16 protein-coding genes are annotated in these 18,605 nt (G+C 60.8%); 9 read left to right on the top strand and 7 right to left on the bottom strand.

Annotated features, from left to right (window positions below; translation table 11 throughout):
* The first annotated feature begins 55 nt into the window (after window positions 1–55).
* The 9 genes from ACWIKC_RS12640 to ACWIKC_RS12600 all read left to right on the top strand — a co-directional run bounded on the left by ACWIKC_RS12640 (window position 56) and on the right by ACWIKC_RS12600 (window position 9,192).
* Window positions 56–763, top strand: a complete 708-nt coding sequence (locus ACWIKC_RS12640; RefSeq protein ID WP_454597835.1) for a class I SAM-dependent methyltransferase — start codon at window positions 56–58, stop codon at window positions 761–763.
* Entirely contained in the window at window positions 760–1,398 is a 639-nt protein-coding gene (locus ACWIKC_RS12635; protein ID WP_454597834.1) for a cation transporter, read from the top strand. Before ACWIKC_RS12640 ends, ACWIKC_RS12635 begins: the two co-directional genes overlap by 4 nt.
* Window positions 1,399–1,853: 455 nt before the next feature.
* Window positions 1,854–2,342, top strand: coding sequence for a signal peptidase II (gene lspA, locus ACWIKC_RS12630; protein WP_454597833.1), 489 nt, complete (start codon window positions 1,854–1,856; stop codon window positions 2,340–2,342).
* Entirely contained in the window at window positions 2,339–3,385 is a 1,047-nt protein-coding gene (locus ACWIKC_RS12625) for a cysteine synthase A (protein ID WP_454597832.1), read from the top strand. The genes lspA and ACWIKC_RS12625 overlap by 4 nt, the downstream gene beginning before the upstream one ends.
* 223 nt (window positions 3,386–3,608) lie before the next feature.
* Window positions 3,609–4,262 (top strand): peroxiredoxin, encoded by a 654-nt coding sequence (locus ACWIKC_RS12620; protein WP_454597831.1) that lies wholly within the window; start codon window positions 3,609–3,611, stop codon window positions 4,260–4,262.
* Between the two features lie 55 nt (window positions 4,263–4,317).
* Window positions 4,318–4,758, top strand: a complete 441-nt coding sequence (locus ACWIKC_RS12615) for a DUF411 domain-containing protein (protein WP_454597830.1) — start codon at window positions 4,318–4,320, stop codon at window positions 4,756–4,758.
* A 280-nt stretch (window positions 4,759–5,038) separates the two neighbouring features.
* Window positions 5,039–5,779 carry an MBL fold metallo-hydrolase gene (locus tag ACWIKC_RS12610; RefSeq protein ID WP_454597829.1) on the top strand — a complete coding sequence of 247 codons (741 nt, stop codon included), beginning with the start codon at window positions 5,039–5,041 and terminating at the stop codon, window positions 5,777–5,779.
* A gap of 20 nt (window positions 5,780–5,799) precedes the next feature.
* Window positions 5,800–7,125 (top strand): cytochrome P450, encoded by a 1,326-nt coding sequence (locus tag ACWIKC_RS12605; protein ID WP_454597828.1) that lies wholly within the window; start codon window positions 5,800–5,802, stop codon window positions 7,123–7,125.
* A 105-nt stretch (window positions 7,126–7,230) separates the two neighbouring features.
* Window positions 7,231–9,192 carry an FTR1 family protein gene (locus ACWIKC_RS12600; RefSeq protein WP_454597827.1) on the top strand — a complete coding sequence of 654 codons (1,962 nt, stop codon included), beginning with the start codon at window positions 7,231–7,233 and terminating at the stop codon, window positions 9,190–9,192.
* Window positions 9,193–9,620: 428 nt separating this feature from the next.
* Here the strand turns inward: ACWIKC_RS12600 and ACWIKC_RS12595 are convergent, their stop codons facing one another.
* The 7 genes from ACWIKC_RS12595 to ACWIKC_RS12565 form a co-directional block, all read right to left on the bottom strand.
* Window positions 9,621–9,938 carry an SPW repeat domain-containing protein gene (locus tag ACWIKC_RS12595; RefSeq protein WP_348336154.1) on the bottom strand — a complete coding sequence of 106 codons (318 nt, stop codon included), beginning with the start codon at window positions 9,936–9,938 and terminating at the stop codon, window positions 9,621–9,623.
* Window positions 9,939–9,956: 18 nt separating this feature from the next.
* The gene (locus ACWIKC_RS12590; protein WP_454597826.1) at window positions 9,957–10,154 is read right to left on the bottom strand and encodes a hypothetical protein; all 198 of its coding nucleotides are present in this window, start codon (window positions 10,152–10,154) and stop codon (window positions 9,957–9,959) included.
* Window positions 10,155–10,351: 197 nt separating this feature from the next.
* A complete protein-coding gene (locus ACWIKC_RS12585) occupies window positions 10,352–10,831 on the bottom strand; it encodes a hypothetical protein (RefSeq protein WP_454597825.1) in 480 nt (159 codons plus the stop codon).
* A 48-nt stretch (window positions 10,832–10,879) separates the two neighbouring features.
* Window positions 10,880–13,237 carry a heavy metal translocating P-type ATPase gene (locus ACWIKC_RS12580; protein WP_454597824.1) on the bottom strand — a complete coding sequence of 786 codons (2,358 nt, stop codon included), beginning with the start codon at window positions 13,235–13,237 and terminating at the stop codon, window positions 10,880–10,882.
* 327 nt (window positions 13,238–13,564) lie between these two features.
* Window positions 13,565–13,960 (bottom strand): copper-binding protein, encoded by a 396-nt coding sequence (locus ACWIKC_RS12575; protein ID WP_454597823.1) that lies wholly within the window; start codon window positions 13,958–13,960, stop codon window positions 13,565–13,567.
* Window positions 13,939–17,106, bottom strand: coding sequence for an efflux RND transporter permease subunit (locus tag ACWIKC_RS12570; protein WP_454597822.1), 3,168 nt, complete (start codon window positions 17,104–17,106; stop codon window positions 13,939–13,941). Before ACWIKC_RS12570 ends, ACWIKC_RS12575 begins: the two co-directional genes overlap by 22 nt.
* Entirely contained in the window at window positions 17,103–18,599 is a 1,497-nt protein-coding gene (locus tag ACWIKC_RS12565; RefSeq protein ID WP_454597821.1) for an efflux RND transporter periplasmic adaptor subunit, read from the bottom strand. Before ACWIKC_RS12565 ends, ACWIKC_RS12570 begins: the two co-directional genes overlap by 4 nt.
* Between the last annotated feature and the right edge of the window lie 6 nt (window positions 18,600–18,605).

Genomic DNA, 18,605 nt, shown 5'->3' with positions numbered 1-18,605 from the left:
CAGTGACTGGAGGATGTATTCTGTGCCTTCTTGAGTCAATCGTCAGGAAGGCCGAATGCACCCCACGAACTTCACGCCGGCACTGGGCTGGCCGCAACTGACCGGCGCATACGATCTCGCCATCAGACTGCTCACGCGCGAAAAGACATGGCGCTCAGCCCTGCTCGACCAGCTCGCTCCCTCCGGGGACGATGTGATCCTGGACGTCGGCTGCGGCACCGGGACGTTTGCTTTGCTCGTCAAGGAGGCGGTGCCGAACGCGCGAGTTGTCGGACTAGATCCGGATCCCGCGGTGCTGGAGATCGCCGCCGGCAAGGCATGTCAAGCGGGCGTCGAGATTGAGTGGCGACAGGCGTTCGCGCATGAAGCGGATCGATATGGCGACCCCTTCACAAAGGTCGTCTCGAGCCTTGTCTTCCATCAAGTGCCAATGGAGGAAAAGAGGCGCGGGATCGCAGCCATGGTCGGTGCGGTAAGATCCGGCGGCGAAGTCCATATCGCCGACTATGCGCGACAGCGCTCCAGACTGATGCGCGCATTGTTCGGCTTGGTGCAGCGCCTGGACGGGTTTGAGAACACAGAGCCGAACGCTCGCGGAGCGATGGAAGCGATCCTCGCTGATCTCGAGCCTGACAGCGGCCGCCCGCGCCGGGTCGTCCGCACGCCGACGGGGGAGATCAGCCTGTTTCGCCTCAAAGTAGCACCGGCGTTGCAAAACAGGCTTGCTCCTCCAGTGACTGGAGGTTCTAGAGAGGCGTCATGACAGAATCGAAAGGAGAAACCGGCTGCGGCTGCCACGGGGATACAAATAGAGCTGCCGTCGATCCCGCCTATCGCCGCGCGCTCTGGATTGTCGTCATCCTCAATGCCGGGTTCGGAATCATTGAACTGTTTGGCGGCTTCCTTGCGAACAGTCAGGCACTGAAGGCGGATTCGCTCGATTTCCTGGGCGACGGGTCGATCACCTTTATCGGGCTGCTCGCGCTGGCCTGGTCCGCGTCCACTCGCGCGAAGGTTGCGCTCACCCAAGGCCTATTCCTCGCGTTGCTCGGTGTATGGGTGCTCGGGATGGCCGCCTGGCGCGCGATGAACGCCGTCCCGCCCGAAGCGGAGCTGATGGGCGGCATCGGGATCGCGGCTCTGGCTGTTAACGTCACGGCTGCTATCGTCCTGGCCCGCTTCCGGGACAGCGGCGATGCCCAAGCGCGAGCAATTTGGCTGTTCTCGCGCAACGATGCGATCAACAATGTCGCGGTCATCATAGCCGCCGGCCTGGTCTCTTGGCTGCAGAGCGCTTGGCCGGATCTAGTCGTCGCAGCCATCATCGCCGTCGTTTTTCTCCATTCGGCTTGGGAGATCATCCGCGACGCCAGGCGGGAGCTTGCGGAGCGACGATGAGCCTCAGAAGGATGCTGCCTGAGCGGTCTGGGCCTGCTGCTCGTCTGCGGCACGACAACCCTCGTACATGCGCAGCCAACGCCGAGGAAGACTATCTGAAGCCTGTTCGACTATATCGCCGTCGGTTATGTCGGCGCAGTTTCGGACAAACATAAACGCCGGCAAATGTACCAGATGGTCGAATTCTGAGGATCATCAGTGTTGACCCTACCAGAATATCGAAACCCGCCGAAATTCAGTGCGCAAGCACTCTTAAAGCGCTTTGCAACCTCAGGCCGGTTTGTTTCGCAGATCTTCTCGGCAGGAACCACGCTGCTGGCGACTACACGGGGTCGGGCGGGCTGAGTCTTTTCAGAAGGGATAATATCATGGTTCGGACATCTTCTGAAAAGCCGCTGAGAGCTAAAGCTGCGGATAGTTCCATCGGACCAATAGGCCTTTATGCATGGGCGGTTGTGACAGCGCTGGCCGTTGCTGCGGATCAGGTCGGGAAAACAGCCGCATTCGACCATGTCGCTGAGCACGGTGTCATCTACGTGACGCCGTTTCTCACCATCCGGGCCGGTATGAACCCCGGCATCGCCTTCGGCCTCGCCACGCAAGCGCAGCCCCTCTTGCTCGTCGCGGTTGCCGCAGCCATCTCGCTGGTTCTCCTGGTGTGCATCTGGCGCACGGAAAGCATCCTCCAACGGATCGCCTTCGGGATGATCCTCGGCGGCGCGTTCGGGAACATTGCCGACCGGCTCCGGTTCGGCGCGGTTCGTGATGTGATCGACCTCCACTGGAACGGCTGGCATTGGCCGACCTTCAACCTGGCCGACGCATTCATCACCATCGGCGTGCTGATCCTTCTCTTCGTTCCCGATCCGACAAACCGGAACAAGCACGAGAACTCGACGCTTTCCATAGATGAGCAAGGATCTGGCGGGAGCAGGACGCAATGAGCATTCACCACGGCATTCTCGATGCTATCGGAAATACGCCCCTCATCAGGCTCGATCGTGTTTCAAAGCTCACCGGCTGCGAGATCCTCGGCAAGGCCGAGTTCATGAATCCGGGGCAGTCCGTAAAAGACCGCGCGGCGCTAAACGTCATCCGCGAGGCTGAACGCTCAGGGGAGATCCGCCGCGGCGGCACCATTGTCGAGGGAACGGCCGGGAATACGGGCATCGGGCTCACGCTGGTCGCGAATGCCCTTGGCTACCGTACGGTGATCGTGATCCCGGATACGCAGTCAGCCGAGAAGAAGGACATGCTGCGGCTGGTGGGAGCGGAAGTCGTGGAAGTGCCGGCCGTGCCCTATTCGAACGAAAACAATTATGTGAAGCTGTCGGCCCGGCTCGCCCGCGAACTCGGGCAAACCGAGCCGAGCGGTGCCGTCTGGGCCAATCAGTTCGACAACATCGCCAACCGGCAAGCGCATGTCGAGACGACCGGCCCAGAGATATGGCGGCAGACCGACGGCAAGGTAGATGGTTTCGTGAGCGCGGTTGGCACCGGCGGCACGCTCGCCGGCGTCAGCATGGCTCTCAAGGCCCGCAATTCCAATGTCGTCATCGCGCTTGCCGATCCGATGGGAGCAGCTCTCTTCAATTACTACACGAGCGGCGAACTGAGGTCCGAAGGGTCCTCGATCACCGAGGGGATAGGGCAAGGGCGGATAACCGCGAATCTCGAAGGCTTTGCTCCCGATTACTCCTATCAAATACCGGACGATGAGGCTGTTTCCGTAGTTTTCGACCTGCTTGAGCACGAAGGACTCTGCGTGGGTCCTTCGACAGGCATCAATGTGGCCGGGGCAGTTCGACTTGCAAGGGATCTTGGTCCGGGCCGGATCATCGTCACCGTCCTCTGCGACTATGGCACGCGTTACCAGTCCAAGCTCTTCAACGCGGACTTTCTGCGTTCGAAGGAACTGCCCGTCCCTGCCTGGCTCGAGCACCGCAACCCACTGGTTGGTGAAGCATTCGAGCGATCGTGGAACTGAGCGCTGTGCCATTGATGTCTAAGATACATGAGGCTTGGCTGTTCGAAGATCCGCAGCATGCTGGCGAGACCAGTCCGATCGTCAAACACCTGCGGCTGCAATCGAATTGTGCAGCACAACGCAGGGGCGCGCCTGCTCGTCGAAAAAGACTTGAAGCTACAGTGACTGGAGGGGGCACTTGATTCGTGGATACCCGCCCAACTTTCGATAAAGGAGAAGAACAATGAAGCTTGGCGAAATCGCTCCCGATTTTGAAGCTGATACAACCGAAGGCCCCATCCGCTTCCATGAGTGGCTCGGCGACAGCTGGGCCGTGCTTTTCTCTCACCCCAAGGACTTCACTCCGGTCTGTACGACTGAACTGGGCGAGTTTGCACGCCAGAAGCCTGAATTCGACCGGAGGGACACGAAGCTGATCGGCCTCAGCGTTGACAAGGTGGGTGACCATCACGGCTGGTCGCAGGACATCAAGGATGTCAGCGGCCATGATGTGAACTTCCCCATGATCGGTGATTACGACCTCAAGGTTTCGAAGCTCTATAACATGCTGCCCGCCGATGAAACGGAGACCGAGGGCCGCACGGCCGCCACCAACGCGACCGTCCGCACCGTCTATATCATCGGCCCGGACAAGAAGATCAAAGCGATGCTGATCTATCCGATGAGTTCAGGCCGCAATTTGGCTGAAATCCTACGGCTGCTCGACTCGATCCAGCTGACGGCGAAGCATCCCGTCGCTACGCCGGTGAACTGGAACCCGGGCGGGGAGTGCATCATTGCCCCTTCGCTCGCCGATGAGCAGGCGAAGGAGAAATTTCCGGGCGGCTGGAAGACGGTGAAGTCGTACCTGCGCACGATCCCGCAGCCGGTGGATTGAAGGCCACATTCGTACGATGAGTGGTCAGGCGAAAGCCAGAGATGGAGTGGCACAAATGCTGAAGAAACTGATGAAGCTGGCGGTCGGACCTGCTCTCCTGCTGGCATCAGGAACGGCGACCGCCGCGGACCGGCCCGCCGGCGTCATGTATAAAAACCCTGGATGTGAATGCTGTGACGGACATGCCGAAGCGCTTCGGCGGGTCGGCATCAACCTCCGCGTGGTGGCGAGCGAGAACCTCGCTGCCTTGAAGGCGCGCGCCGGCGTTCCCGCCGAGCTCCAGGGCTGCCATACAGTCCTGATCGGCGGCTACGCGGTGGAAGGGCATGTCCCGGTCGCTGCGGTCGAGCGATTGCTCGCCCAGAAACCCGCCGTCCGCGGAATTGCCCTTCCGGGAATGCCCGCCGGATCACCCGGCATGGGCGGCATCCAGACTGCTCCGTTCAGGGTGATGAGTTTCGGCGCGCAAGGCACGCAACTCTTCGCGGTGAAGTGATCGGCATGGACGAAGCGATCGGACCCGGATCCGTTGAGGACCTGCAGTGTCTTCAACGGCGCGCGGAGGAGGAACTGGAAACGGCGCAACGTTCCACCCTGTCAGAAGTAACGGCCGCCCACTACGAACTCGCTGCGGTCTCTCTCGAGCGAATCGAAGCCAAGAGGGCCGCTCCATCAAGCGTGGAAAGCGCAGACGAGCCGGTGGGCGCGGAGCGCGCCGAACCCGTCGCAGATCGAGCACGGGAAATCAGACATGCTTGCAAAGGATGGAGCGGACGGTGATCTTCAGGCAGCTGTTCGAGCCGGAATCCTCCACCTACACCTATCTGGTCGGCTGTCAGGAATCGGGGAAATGCGCGCTCATCGATCCTGTGATCGAGGCTGCGGAACGCGACCTCGCGCTGGTGCGCGAGTTCGGCCTGACGCTGGAATTGACCCTCGAAACCCACATCCATGCCGACCACGTCAGTTCGGCGAGCCGGCTGAGGTCGCTCACCGGCTGTAAGGTCGCCTATCCCGCGATCGAAGGATTGGCCTGCGCCGATCTCGGCATCACGGAAGAGGAGCCCCTGGTCGTGGGCAGCCTGTCGCTGCGGGCGCTGTTTACCCCCGGACACACCGACACTCATCATTGCCTCTTTCTCGAGGAAGGCGGGCAGGCGCGCATCTTTACCGGCGATGCATTGCTCATCGACGGGTGCGGGCGGACGGATTTCCAGAATGGGAGCGCCGAAGCTCTTTACCGGTCGATTCACGCCAAGATCTTTCCCTTGCCCGAAGACACGCTCGTCTACCCGGCGCATGACTATCAACATCGCCACGTCTCCACGATCGCCCAGGAGCGGGAGCGCAATCCTCGTCTTGGCGGCGGCAAGACGTTGCCCGAGTTTGTCAAGATCATGGATGAGCTCGATCTGCCATACCCCGAGAAGATAGATGTGGCGGTGCCGGCGAATCTGCAGTGTGGCGATACTCTTGTGCATGCCGCTGACATCGGCGGCAAGGCCCCGCAAGGCTAGGTACTCTGCGATGCCCGAGTATGACTGACAGCGATCATCAGCGGGATGCGAAGCCCGGTAAGCGAAGGGTGCCGCTGCACCTTTTCCGAGACGGCCGCATCGATAGCACGGCAGCCCTCCTCGCCAAGCCCTATGACTACGTCCGGGAAACCTGTGCTCTGCTCGGATCGGATCTGTTCGAGTCACGGCTCCTGCTGCGCAGGACGATTTGCATGAGAGGACCCGAGGCGGCGGAGTTGTTCTACGACGAGTCTCGTTTCAAGCGGCGCGGGGCAATGCCCGAACCGGTGCGCGCAACCCTGCTGGGAAAAGGCGGTGTCCAAGGTCTCGACGATGAGGCGCACCGCCTTCGTAAGGCAATGTTCATGTCGCTGATGAGTGACGAACGGGTCGAGAAGCTCGCCAGGCTCGTCGAGCGCGAATGGTTAAAAGCAATCTCCTCCTGGGCGTCCGAAGAAGAGGTGATGCTCTATCACGCCATCCAACCGATTCTGATGAGAGCCGTTTGCAAATGGGCCGCCGTTCCGCTGTCATCCGCCGAAGAGGTTAAGCGCACGCGCGATGTGGTAGCGCTATTTGATCAAGCGGCGGCACTCGGCCTCGGGCACCTGAAAGCGAGGATCGCTCGCCGACGCAGCGAACGGTGGCTGGCGGCGGTCATCGAAGAAACTAGGACTGGGCGCATCTGTCCGGCGAACGAAAGCGCGTTGGCCGTAGTTGCGGGACATCGCGACGCGTCCGGGGAGTTGCTCCCGCCGCGGATCGCCGCGGTGGAGTTGCTCAACGTGCTTCGCCCGACGGTGGCAGTTTCGGTGTATATCGTCTTCGTGGCTCACGCACTGCACCGCTTTCCTGAGAACGTCCCGGAGAGCGCCAACGGCGATTGCGCGGTGCGGTTCGTACAGGAGGTGCGCCGCTTCTATCCCTTCTTCCCCGCTCTGATCGCGCGGACGCGGCGGGCGTTCAGATGGAAAGGCGTGGCTTTCCCAAAGGGCCGGCAGGTCCTTCTGGATCTGCATGGCACCAATTGCTCCGAGCCGTGGAGCGATCCGGAGGAATTCCGACCGGAGCGCTTCATCGACGCGCCCCGCGATCTCTTCATGTTCATTCCCCAGGGCGGCGGCGACCATCACCGGCACCACCGCTGTCCTGGCGAGCCGATCACGCTGGCATTGATGAAGGTGGCGCTGCGGCTGCTGACCTCGCGGATTGCCTACCATGTCCCGCCACAGAATCTGCGCATTGATCGTACGCGTCTGCCGGCGCTGCCGATGAGCCAATTTCACGTCAGCATTGACCGCCTACTGCCCGATGGAGCGAACGATGACGCGACTTGGCAGAGTTGAGTGCGGAGATATTCAATGCGCTTAGCTCTTGATGCCCGAATGGGTACGCAACGCGCTCACGCATTTGCAATTGATTATTAGTCGCATCGAACATAAGAGCGTTTCATGTTTGATCGCAGAATGCCTTCCCAGGGCCGCGATGGCCGTTTGTTCGTCGTGGTCATTGCCCTTCTCCTAAGCATGGTAATGGCTTCTGGTGCAGCCAGTGCTGGCGCACCCGGAGTCCCCACTACCTGGCGAATGCTCGACTATGTGGCTGTCGACTATGGGGCAGCGGTTACCGACGGGGAGGTGTCGAACCAGTTCGAATACGACGAGATGATCGAGTTCTCTGCGTCGGTCGCCGAGCGGATCGGCAGCCTACCGGCCAGTCGGAACAAGAGCGTTCTCCAGGAACGCGCCAGAGAATTGAGGGAAGCCATTGCGGCAAAGCAGCCGGCCGGCGAAGTCGCGCAACTGGCACGCGGACTTGCGGCCGCCCTGCTCGCGGAACACCCGGTCCCGCTCGCCCCCAGCGAGGCGCCTGACCTGACGCGGGCAACGACTTTGTTCGCCCAGAACTGCGCCTCGTGCCACGGAGCGGCTGGCGAGTCTCCGCCGTCGCAGCTGATGGACATCGATCCCCCGCCGATCGACTTCACCGATCAGGAGCGCGCGCAGGAGCGCAGCGCGTTCGGGCTCTACCAGGTCATCACCCAGGGTCTTGAAGGCACGACCATGCCGAGCTTTGCTTCCCTCCCGGATCAGGACCGATGGGCGCTGGCTCTCTACGCTGGCGGCATAGCCTTCCCGCACGAAGCAGAAGGCCAGCGCCTCTGGGAGGAGAACGCCGAGATCCGCCGTCTCATACCCGATCTCGAAGCGCTGGTCGCCTTGACGCCAGCGGCGTTGGCGCAGCAGATCGGGGAGGACCGGGCATTTGCCGTCATGGCTTACTTGCGAGCCAATCCGCAGATCGTAGCAACCGCCGAAGGCTCGGGGTCACTGGATTTTGTGCGTAACAAACTGCGCGAAAGCCTTGCCGCGTACGAGCGTGGGGACCGCGCGCAAGCCAACGAGCTTGCCCTTTCCGCCTATCTCGATGGGTTCGAGCCGCTTGAGGCGGTTCTGTCCACACGGGACGGAGATCTGATGATGCAGGTTGAGCAAGCGCTTAGCGGCTTTCGCGCGAGCATCAACTCGGGTGTTCGGCCAGCGGACCTACGCAGCGAGCTCATGGAGATGGATCCACTGCTGGACCGGGCGGAGACCGCCCTGTCGCCCGAAGCGGCGACAGACATTTCGACGTTCCTCGGCGCCTTCACGATCCTGCTGCGCGAGGGGCTCGAGGCGCTTCTGGTGGTGATAGCGATGATTGCGTTTGTCCGGAAGTCGGAGCGAACCGAGGTCATGCCTTACGTCCACGGTGGGTGGATTGCTGCCCTGCTCGCCGGTGTGGTCACCTGGTCCGTTGCAACCTACTTCGTGACCATAAGCGGCGCCAGCCGTGAGCTTACCGAAGGATTTGGCGCGCTACTGGCGGCTGTGGTGCTCGTCTCGGTCGGCATCTGGATGCACGGAAAAAGCCAGGCCGACGAGTGGCGGCGGTACATCCAGGAAAAGATGGGCAAGGCTCTTTCGCGCCGGTCTGCCTGGTTCCTGTTCGGGCTCGCCTTCGTGGTGGTCTACCGCGAAGTATTTGAGACGATCCTGTTCTACGCGGCCTTGTGGAACCCCCAGAACAGCGGGACCATTCTTGCCGGTGCGCTGTCGGCACTCGTCGTCCTCGCGGTCCTCGCCTGGATCATGCTCCGCTACAGCCGGAAACTCCCAATTACCCAGTTCTTCAGGTACAGTGCGTGGCTGATCGCAGTCCTCGCCGTTGTCCTGGCCGGCAAAGGTATCGGTGCGCTTCAAGAAGCGGGAATGCTGGGCGTAACCCTCCTCGAAGGTCTCCCACGGGTCGATTTGATTGGGTTCTATCCAGCCGTCGAGCCGATTGCTGCGCAGGTGATCGCCGCAGGAATCCTGTTTTTCGGGTTTAGGAGCGGCGGAGGCCAGCGAAGAGCTGCCGCAATGCAAGCCTAGTCAAGTCGATGGATTGGCGGCGCTCGGTACATCGGTGCGAGCTTGGCGGGTGCTAATCTGCGTGCGCAGGCTTGTCGCGCGAACGATTACTTTGGATCGGCGCCGTGCCGCGATGAGCTTCCTCTGATGCGGCGTGCAGCGGCCATGGGTTGGCGCGTTGCAAAAGAAGGAGAAAAGCGGTGCCGGGTCCTAAGACCAGCCTGAGCCGGACGAGGATCGCCCTTCTCATAGAGGGGGAGCTGCGGCACTTGCCACGCGAACGCGATGAGCAGTCCGAATATGGCCCGCCAAAGAGCGGGATTCGCCGCGCCAGATCATGCGCTTCGTGCCTGGGATACTGCGGTTCAGAGCTGGTGTCTCCTCTCCAGGTGTTCTGACGAGTTCGCGAAAGTTCGATCCACGATCTCTAGGCTGTTTCTACAGACATCTTACACGACGAACCGATCCCAGCTCCCGTAATGCTCGTGGCTCCGGCGCCCTCTCGGCAGGCTCAAGCCTATCAGCAATGCTCCGAGCACAGAACCAACGATGCCGCCCGTGATGCCGGTGCCGCCATCCATCAGCCAGGGAGCGGCGATCAGCCACAGGCCAAACGCTGCGTTCAGAAAACGAAGCGGTCTCGCGACTTCCGCCATCGCTATCACGGCGACCGTGACGACAAGCGCCCCCACCAGATGATCGCTGTCGGCGAGAGGTGGTTCTGTGCCGAGAACGAGCCTTGAAAACATGAGGAAGACGCCGATCATCACGTTGACAGCCAAAGTCTACGGGATAGTGGCGCCGCGCGCGGCAGAGCCGGCGAGCGGTACATCGAAGCCAGGATGGGTGCCCTTGCCACCGCCCGGCAGCGCATCGCCGCGGAAGAAGGAGCGCCAGAACGGTCGCCCTCGCCGCGTGTTCAGAACGAGGAGTTGGCCCATCGCGACCAGCACGTCGAGCGAATAGGGGATCATGATCAGCATCGCATGATTCCCACCACGCTTGTCTAGGGATTGCCCCGGTTTGCAGAACTCGGGCTCTATTCTTCGGTCGAAACCGTTGCAGCTCAGCTCGTGGCCCTGCTCATGCCTGTGATTCGGATTTCGTGCAGGCCCCCGTCCGCGTGGACGTGGGTCGACAGAATCTGCACACTAGCGATCATTGGCTCAGGTGCTCCTTCCTAACTGGGTCCGACGCTCATTCTGCGCGCAAGCCACAAGGTCGCGGAAGGAACGATAATCCACATTATGATGGGGACCAGACCGATGCCGGTTCCAGGTAACAGCGGCATCAGAGAGCTGTATGTCCACCCCCAGTCGGCTCCCACAGCCAGAAGTTCGACGGCAGAGGTAATGCCCAAGCCGATGGCTAGGTAGACGAGAAAGCGAGAGATCGGCCATTTTACGATCCAGGGCGTTCGACCGTTTCCCAACGAGGCGCCCAAATAGGCAGTTACCATGATCCCGGCGTCGCCCAACGAGGCGAGTCCACATCGATAGGCTGCTTCCGCGGGACTGAGCTCCCCGGTGCCGTAGAACGGTAGCTGGAGCATCTCCCAAGCAAAGGCGATCAACGCCCCAAAAATCGCGATCCACAGGGCGGGATGCGCACCGAGCCAGATACGACGATCCTCTTCATACGAAGTCTGGTCTGAGTTCATTGTCGTCCGTTCAGCACTTTGTATCTCATCTGCTTGGTCGCCTCTGTGTCATGTTTCGAAGCGGGGTAGGGTAACGGCCCGCAGTCTCAATGCATTTCCGATTACCGAGACCGATGACAGGCTCATCGCGGCAGCGGCAATCATCGGACTGAGAAGTAACCCGAACCACGGATAGAGAACCCCAGCTGCGATCGGTATGCCGATCGCATTGTATCCGAAGGCGAAGAACAGATTCTGTCTGATATTGCGCATCGTTGCGCGCGACAAGACAATGGCCTGTACCACGCCCACGAGATCGCCGCGGACAAGAGTTACTCCGGCGCTCTCAATGGCAACGTCGGTGCCTGTTCCCATGGCAATCCCGGCATGCGCTGCGGCAAGGGCCGGTGCATCGTTGATACCGTCGCCGGCCATTGCGACGCGTCGACCGGCGTTCTTCAGCTCCTCGACCTTGCTGTGCTTCTCCTCGGGAGAGACATTTGCATGAACCTCATCGATATCGACCTGCTCAGCGACCGCCTGCGCAGTCGCTCGGCTGTCCCCGGTAAGCATGACGACGCGTATTCCTCGGGCGTGGAGCTCTGCAATTGCGGTGCGACTAGTCTCCTTGATCGGATCGGCGACTGCAATCAGACCTGCCGGCTTTCCATCGACCGCAACAAACATGACAGTGTGGCCAAGGTGCCTCCCTTTCTCTGCAGATGAACGCCATTCCTCGTTCAGGGCACCGATGCGCTGCATCAGCTTGTCATTGCCAATGGCAACCTTTCGATCATTGACGAAGCCCTGGATACCTTCTCCGGTCACGGTATCGATCTCGGAGGCGTCCTGAACTGGAGCACCTCGCTTCTTCGCGCCTTCGACAATCGCATGCGCGAGCGGGTGTTCGCTTCCTCTTTCTACTGCGGCGACCAACCCAAGCATCTCGGTTTCGTCGTAACCCGGCTGCACGTTGACGCTGACAAGGTCCGGCTTGCCCAGTGTAAGCGTACCGGTCTTGTCCACGACCAGCGTGTCGATCTTCTCCAGAGTTTCGAGGGCCTCGGCGTTCTTGATCAGAATACCGTGCTGCGCCCCCTTACCGGTGCCCGTCATGATCGACATCGGCGTGGCGAGCCCCAGGGCACACGGACAGGCGATGATCAGGACGGCGATAGCGTTGATCAGTGCATAGGCGAGCGCCGGAGCGGGCCCCCATATAGCCCACACGATGAAGGCAATCACTGCGACCACAACGACGACCGGCACGAACCATGAGGTTACCTGGTCGGCCAGGCGCTGGATCGGTGCCCGGCTGCGCTGTGCCTCTGCAACCATCTGGACAATTTTCGACAGCATGGTGTCCGCGCCAACCCGGGTTGCGCGCATGGTGAAGCTACCCGTCTGGTTGACGGTACCGCCGATGACCGTGTCACCTGCGCCCTTCCTGACGGGAAGAGGTTCGCCGCTGATCATTGATTCGTCGACCGCGCTGCTACCGTCTTCGATTGTGCCGTCCACGGGGACCTTGTCGCCGGGCCGGACGCGTAGAAGGTCATTAGATGACAACTGATCGAGCGGCACTTCGCGCTCGTCCCCCCTTCCGAAGATCTTCATCGCGGTTGGAGGCGCCAGTTCGAGAAGCGCTCGCAGCGCGCTCGAGGTGGAGCCGCGCGCCTTCAATTCGAGCACCTGTCCGAGCAAGACGAGCGTCGTGATCACCGCCGCAGCCTCGAAATATACCGCGACCCGGCCTCCCTCGTCCCGGAAGGCATCGGGAAAGATACCGGGGACCAGCGTAGCCACCACACTGAAGAAATAGGCGATCGCGACACCGAATCCGATCAGCGTGAACATGTTAAGGTTCATCGTTCGCACCGACTGGATCGCTCGCACGAAGAACGGCCAGCCTCCCCAAAGGACGACTGGCGTTGCGAGCAGAAGTTGGATCCATTGTGCCCAGGCAGGCTCGATCAGGCTGTCGAACGGCCTGGAGGGAATGAGATCGCCCATAGCATAGGCAAATAACGGGACGGTAAAGAGCGTGCTCCACCAGAATCGGCGACGCATGTCCACAAGCTCTGGATCGGGCCCTTCGTCGAGGGTAACCGTCTCGGGTTCAAGCGCCATTCCGCAGATCGGACAGGAGCCCGGACCCGGCTGGCGGATTTCAGGGTGCATCGGGCAGGTGTAGATTGCGCCTTCCGGAACATCTTCGACCGCATCGAGGTGCGCGTTCGAAAGATACAGCTCTGGATCGGCCCGAAATTTGTCAAGGCAGCGCGAAGAGCAGAAATAATGCTGTGAAGCATCGTGCTCGTGGACGAAGCTGGCGCCCTCGATTGCTACGCTCATGCCGCAGACCGGATCGACGGCAGTTCCGCTGGGGACCGGCTTGTCAGCCGCGTCGGAAAAAGTCTCGGTCATTTGCTATTCCCTAATAAGAGCGCGTCGTTTGGATACTCTGTCGGAGCACCAGGTCTTCGACAATGGCCGAATAGCTGAGCCCGCCAAAGGTTTGCCCGTAGACACACGAAGTCCGCTCATGACTTGAGATATTTTATGAATGCGAAGATCCCGAGTGTTATTAGTCCCAGCAAACCAATCCAGACCACACCCACTGCAGGCATCATCACGGGGTTTTGCATCACTCCATCGCAGTTCATCATCATCTTTCGTATCGTTAACTGCTTCATGCTCAAGAAGCTCCGGAGCCTGCGCCGCGCCAACTTCCGGTGCAGCGCAGGCCACCCATTACTGCTTGGAGATCGCGGTCAGTTCGCCGCCGCCTTCTGTGGTTCGAAATTCAAAGGTGACACGATCGCCGACTGCGACCTTGTCGATGGTGGCCTCGTCTGCGGAGAAGGCCATTGTCATCGCTGGCCAGCCAACCGCAGCGATCGGACCGTGGTCGATCGTAACCTTGCCTTCGGCTTCGTCGATTTCCGTAACAGAGCCTTCGCCGCTTCCCGCTTGACCCGCTCCGGCGGGATCCATCATCGCCATGTCATCCCCCATCGGCATGCTGTCGGCATCCGCCATGCCCTCGGACATCATCGTTTCGGACGGCTCGGCTGTTTCGCTGGCATTGTCGCAGGCAGCAAGGGCCAGTGGAGCAGCCAATAGAGTCAGGTAAGTTGTGGTACGCATTCTTCTTCTCCTTGGGGATTGACCGGTTTTTCCGGACGGGGCCGCCGCAACAACAAATATGCGGCGGGAAGCACGAACATGGACAGGAGCGGCGCGGTAATCATACCGCCGATCATCGGTGCCGCGATCCGGCTCATCACCTCCGAGCCAGCTCCGGTTCCGATCAAGATCGGGAACAGACCCGCAAGGATCACCGCTACGGTCATCGCCTTGGGTCGGACACGCAAGAGCGCCCCTTCGCGGATCGCCTGATCCACTTCCTCGGCGCTCATATCGCCACTTCGTCTCTCGAGGGCTGCCTTGAGATAGATCAGCATGATCACGCCGAACTCTGCCGATACACCGGCCAGCGCAATGAACCCGACGGCAGTGGCTACAGACTGGTTGTAGCCCATCAGGTAAAGGAGCCAGTAGCCACCGGACAGGGCGAATGGCAGCGTACCCATAATGAGCATTGCCTCGTCCCATCTTCTGAAGATCAGATAGAGCAGCAGGAAGATAATCACGAGTGTGGCGGGTACGACAATCTGCAACCGCTCGTACGCCCGGGTGAGATATTCGAACTGACCCGCGTAGGACAGACTGACGCCGGCCGGGAGATTGACGCCCGCGGCAACGGCTTCCTGGAGGTCGGCGACCACCGATGTAAGATCGCGGTCGCGCACATCCACATAGATGTAGCTGGTCAATCGGCCCTGCTCGCTCTTGAGCATGGGGGGGCCATCGCTGACGCCGATCCGTGCGACCGTGCCGAGTGTAATCTGTTGTCCCGAAGGGGTCAGCAGGGGCAAGGTTCGCAGTTCGTCGACGCTGTCGCGAATTTCACGGGGGTAGCGCACATTGATCGGATAGCGCGCCAGACCTTCAACCGTTCGGCCAATATTGGCCCCGCCAATGGCGCCCGAGACGATCTGCTGGATGTCGGTGATGTTGAGGCCGTATCTTGCCGCTGCGGAACGATCGATATCGACATCAACGTAGCGTCCGCCCGAAAGTCTCTCGGCTAGTGCCGAACTGACGCCGGGAATCGTTTTGGCGACACCCTCTACCTCGAGCGCTACACGTTCAATCTCGGCAAGATCCTCGCCCGACACCTTGACCCCGATCGGGCTCTTGATCCCGGTCGCAAGCATATCGATGCGGTTACGGATCGGTGGTACCCAGACGTTGGCGAGACCGGGCACCTGTACAATTCTGTCGAGTTCTTCAATCAGCAAGTCCGAGGTCATGCCTTCACGCCATTCCTCACGCGGCCGGAAACGGATCGTGGTTTCGAACATGGTAAGTGGTGCCGGATCGGTGGCGGTATCCGCGCGACCGGCCTTGCCGAAAACTGTCTCAACCTCCGGTACCGACTTGATAAGCCTGTCGGTACGCTGCAGCAGCGCTGAGGCCTCGCCCGGTGAAAGACCGGGAAGGGCGCTGGGCATGTAAAGCAGATCACCCTCGTCGAGCGGCGGAAGAAACTCCCCGCCGAGCTGCGAGAAGGGAATCAGCGTGGTAAGGAAGATAGCGCCAGCAATCGCGAGCGTGGCTTTGGGCCAGCGCATGACCCAATTAAGACCCGGTCGGTAAATCTTGGTCAATCCGCGATTGAGGAAGTTGGAATCCTCTGACGGGATTTTACCCCTGATCAGCCAACCCATCATCACCGGAACCAGCGTTATCGAGAGCAGAGCCGCGGCCGCCATGGCATAGGTCTTTGTGAAGGCAAGCGGAGCAAAGAGGCGACCTTCCTGAGCTTGCAGAGTGAACACAGGCAGGAAGGACAGGGTTATGATCAGAAGGCTGAAAAACAGCGCGGGTCCGACCTCCTTCGAAGCATCAGCAATGATGCGCCAGCGCTCCTTGACCGAAAGCACTGTGTCGGGGTTTTCATGCTCCCACCGCTCGAGATGCTTGTGCGCGTTTTCGATCATCACAACGGCGGCATCGACCATGGCGCCGACCGCAATCGCGATCCCGCCCAGCGACATGATATTGGCATTCACCCCCTGGAAACGCATCACGATGAACGCCGCCAGCACGCCCAGGGGAAGGGTTATGATCGCGACCAGCGCCGAGCGCGCGTGCCACAGGAAAAGCGCGCATACGAGCGCGACGACGATGAACTCCTCGATCAGCTTGGTCGTCAAATTCTCCACCGAGGCGTCGATAAGTTGCGAACGGTCGTAGGTCGTGACGATTTCGACACCTTCGGGAAGGCTCGCCTGCAACTCGTCCAGTTTTTCCTCGACAGCCTGAATTGCACTGCGAGCGTCCGCGCCCTGTCTGAGAACGATAATGCCGCCGGCAACCTCTCCTTCCCCGTTGAGCTCGGCAATGCCGCGACGCAGTTCTGGTCCGACCTGGATTGTGGCGACATCTCCCACAGTGACAGGCACACCTCCTGCTGCGGCCCTGAGGGGGATCTGACGGAAGTCGTCGAGCGTCGTCAGATAGCCTGATGCGCGGACCATGTATTCGGCCTCGCCCATTTCGACGATCGAACCACCGGCTTCTTGATTGGATGACTGGATGGCGTTCACTATTTCGGCATGGGTGACGCCAAACGAAGCCATCCGGTAAGGATCGAGCACGACCTGGTACTGTTTGACCATGCCTCCGACACTCGCCACTTCCGCGATGCCGGGAATGGTCTTGAGCTCGTATCGCAGGAACCAGTCCTGAATGCTTCTCAGGCCCGCCAGATCATGTCCGCCGGTGCGGTCGACAAGGGCATATTCGTAAATCCATCCCACGCCCGTCGCATCCGGACCGAGCGTGCTCGTAACACCCTCGGGCAAGCGATTTTGGACCTGGTTGAGGTACTCGAGCACACGCGACCGCGCCCAGTAAAGGTCGGTGCCATCCTCGAAAATGATGTAGACGTAGCTGTCACCGAACATCGAGTAGCCGCGTACGGTCTTTGCTCCGGGCACCGACAGCATGGTCGTCGCCATTGGGTAGGTCACCTGGTCCTCGACAATCCGCGGCGCCTGTCCAGGATAGTTGGATCGGACAACAACCTGGACATCGGACAGATCGGGCAAAGCATCAACCGGAGTTGTGCGTACGGCCCAGAACCCGCCAAGCGTCACAGCTATGGCGGCGAGGACGATGAAAAGTCGATTGGCGATCGAGGCATCGATAATGCGCGCGATCATTGCCCGGCACTCCTGATGGTCTCGATACGGGGGCCGGCGTCCTGCTGGGTGAAGGTAAAGCGTACTCTGTCGCCCTTCTCGAACCCACTGATCTGCGCTGCATTCTTCGTGCGGAAGGTCATCGTCATGGCAGGCCAGTCTAGCCGCGGGACGGGCCCGTGTCGCAGCGTGACAGAGCCATCGGCAATCTTCTCGATCGTGCCGATTGCGCTGAATGTCGCTGGTTGGTCGTCACGGTCCCGGTCTGGGCCTGCCTGATCAATCGCACGAACATCGAGCCCTGCCAGGCTTGCCTCGGAATCGAGCAGGAACTGGCCCGAAGTCACGACTTCTTCGCCTTGCGAAAGGCCGGCCAGCACTTCGGTCCTGCCTCCCGCCTCACGACCGATCCGGACTTCGGCAGGCATGAACCCGCCCTCGTCCTGTTTGATCATCACGATCGTGCGGCGCCCGGTCCGGATCACCGCTTCGGACGGCACCAGCAGGGCGCGCCGGGTGTCGGGGGTCAGCGAGACCTGCGCGAACATGCCTGGCTTGAGCCGTCCGGACGGATTGGGCAATTGCGCGCGGACGGTGATTGTCCGGCTCGCGTCCTGTGCACTCGGCAAGATCGCGATGATCGGTCCGGAAAACCTCTCATCGGGAAATGCGGTCAAAGTTGCGCTGACAGGTTGGCCAACCCGGATATTCGCTGCTTGTGTTTCGGGCACCGATGCCTCGAGCCAGATCGGCGAAAATCCGGTTATTTCTGCCAGGGTCTGGCCTGCCATCACGGTCATGCCGGGTCGCACGCCGAGCATGGTGATGGCCCCGCCAGTCGGAGCGGTGACTGTGATCGTCGCTTGGGCGCGGCCGGTCCGGCTCACCGAGGAAATCTGCCCATTCGACATGCCGAGCAACCGCATGCGCTCGCGCATTGCCTGTGCAAGCTGCTCATCGCCGCTGTTCAGGACGGCCAGATATTCCTGCTGCGCTCCACCCCATTCGGGTACGAGAATATCGGCCAGCGGCGCGCCTCGGCCCACCACATCGTCTGGAGCACGCCCATAGGTGCGTTGTACAAAGCCGCCAGCCCTTGGCTGGACAATCGCAACGTCACGCCCGTTGTAAGCAAGAACACCGGTAACGGACACTTCCGGCTCAAGTACGCCGTATTCGGCGTCGGCGGTGCGGATGCCGAAGTTCTGGACAAGCCCTGCGTCGATCTGGACCCCGGAGGTAGCCTCCTCGCCGGCGCATTTAGGGACAAGTTCCATATCCATGAACGGCGACTTTCCAGGCTCGTCGAAGCGCTGTCCCGGCACCATCGGATCGTACCAGTAAAGCACGTCCTCACATTCGGCGCTGGATGATCCCCCATCGCCATTTGTCTGACTTCCGCCCTCACCCAGCTGCGATAACCCGTATCCTGCGGTGGCGCTGATCAGCGCGACCGTTGCTGCCATGGTCCAGGATTTCTGGCGCGGCGACAGTTTGCCCCACGCGGCTCCCATTTTCGC

The organism is Qipengyuania sp. SM2507 (assembly GCF_053714505.1).
This window is presented reverse-complemented; position numbering and strand designations above follow the sequence as displayed.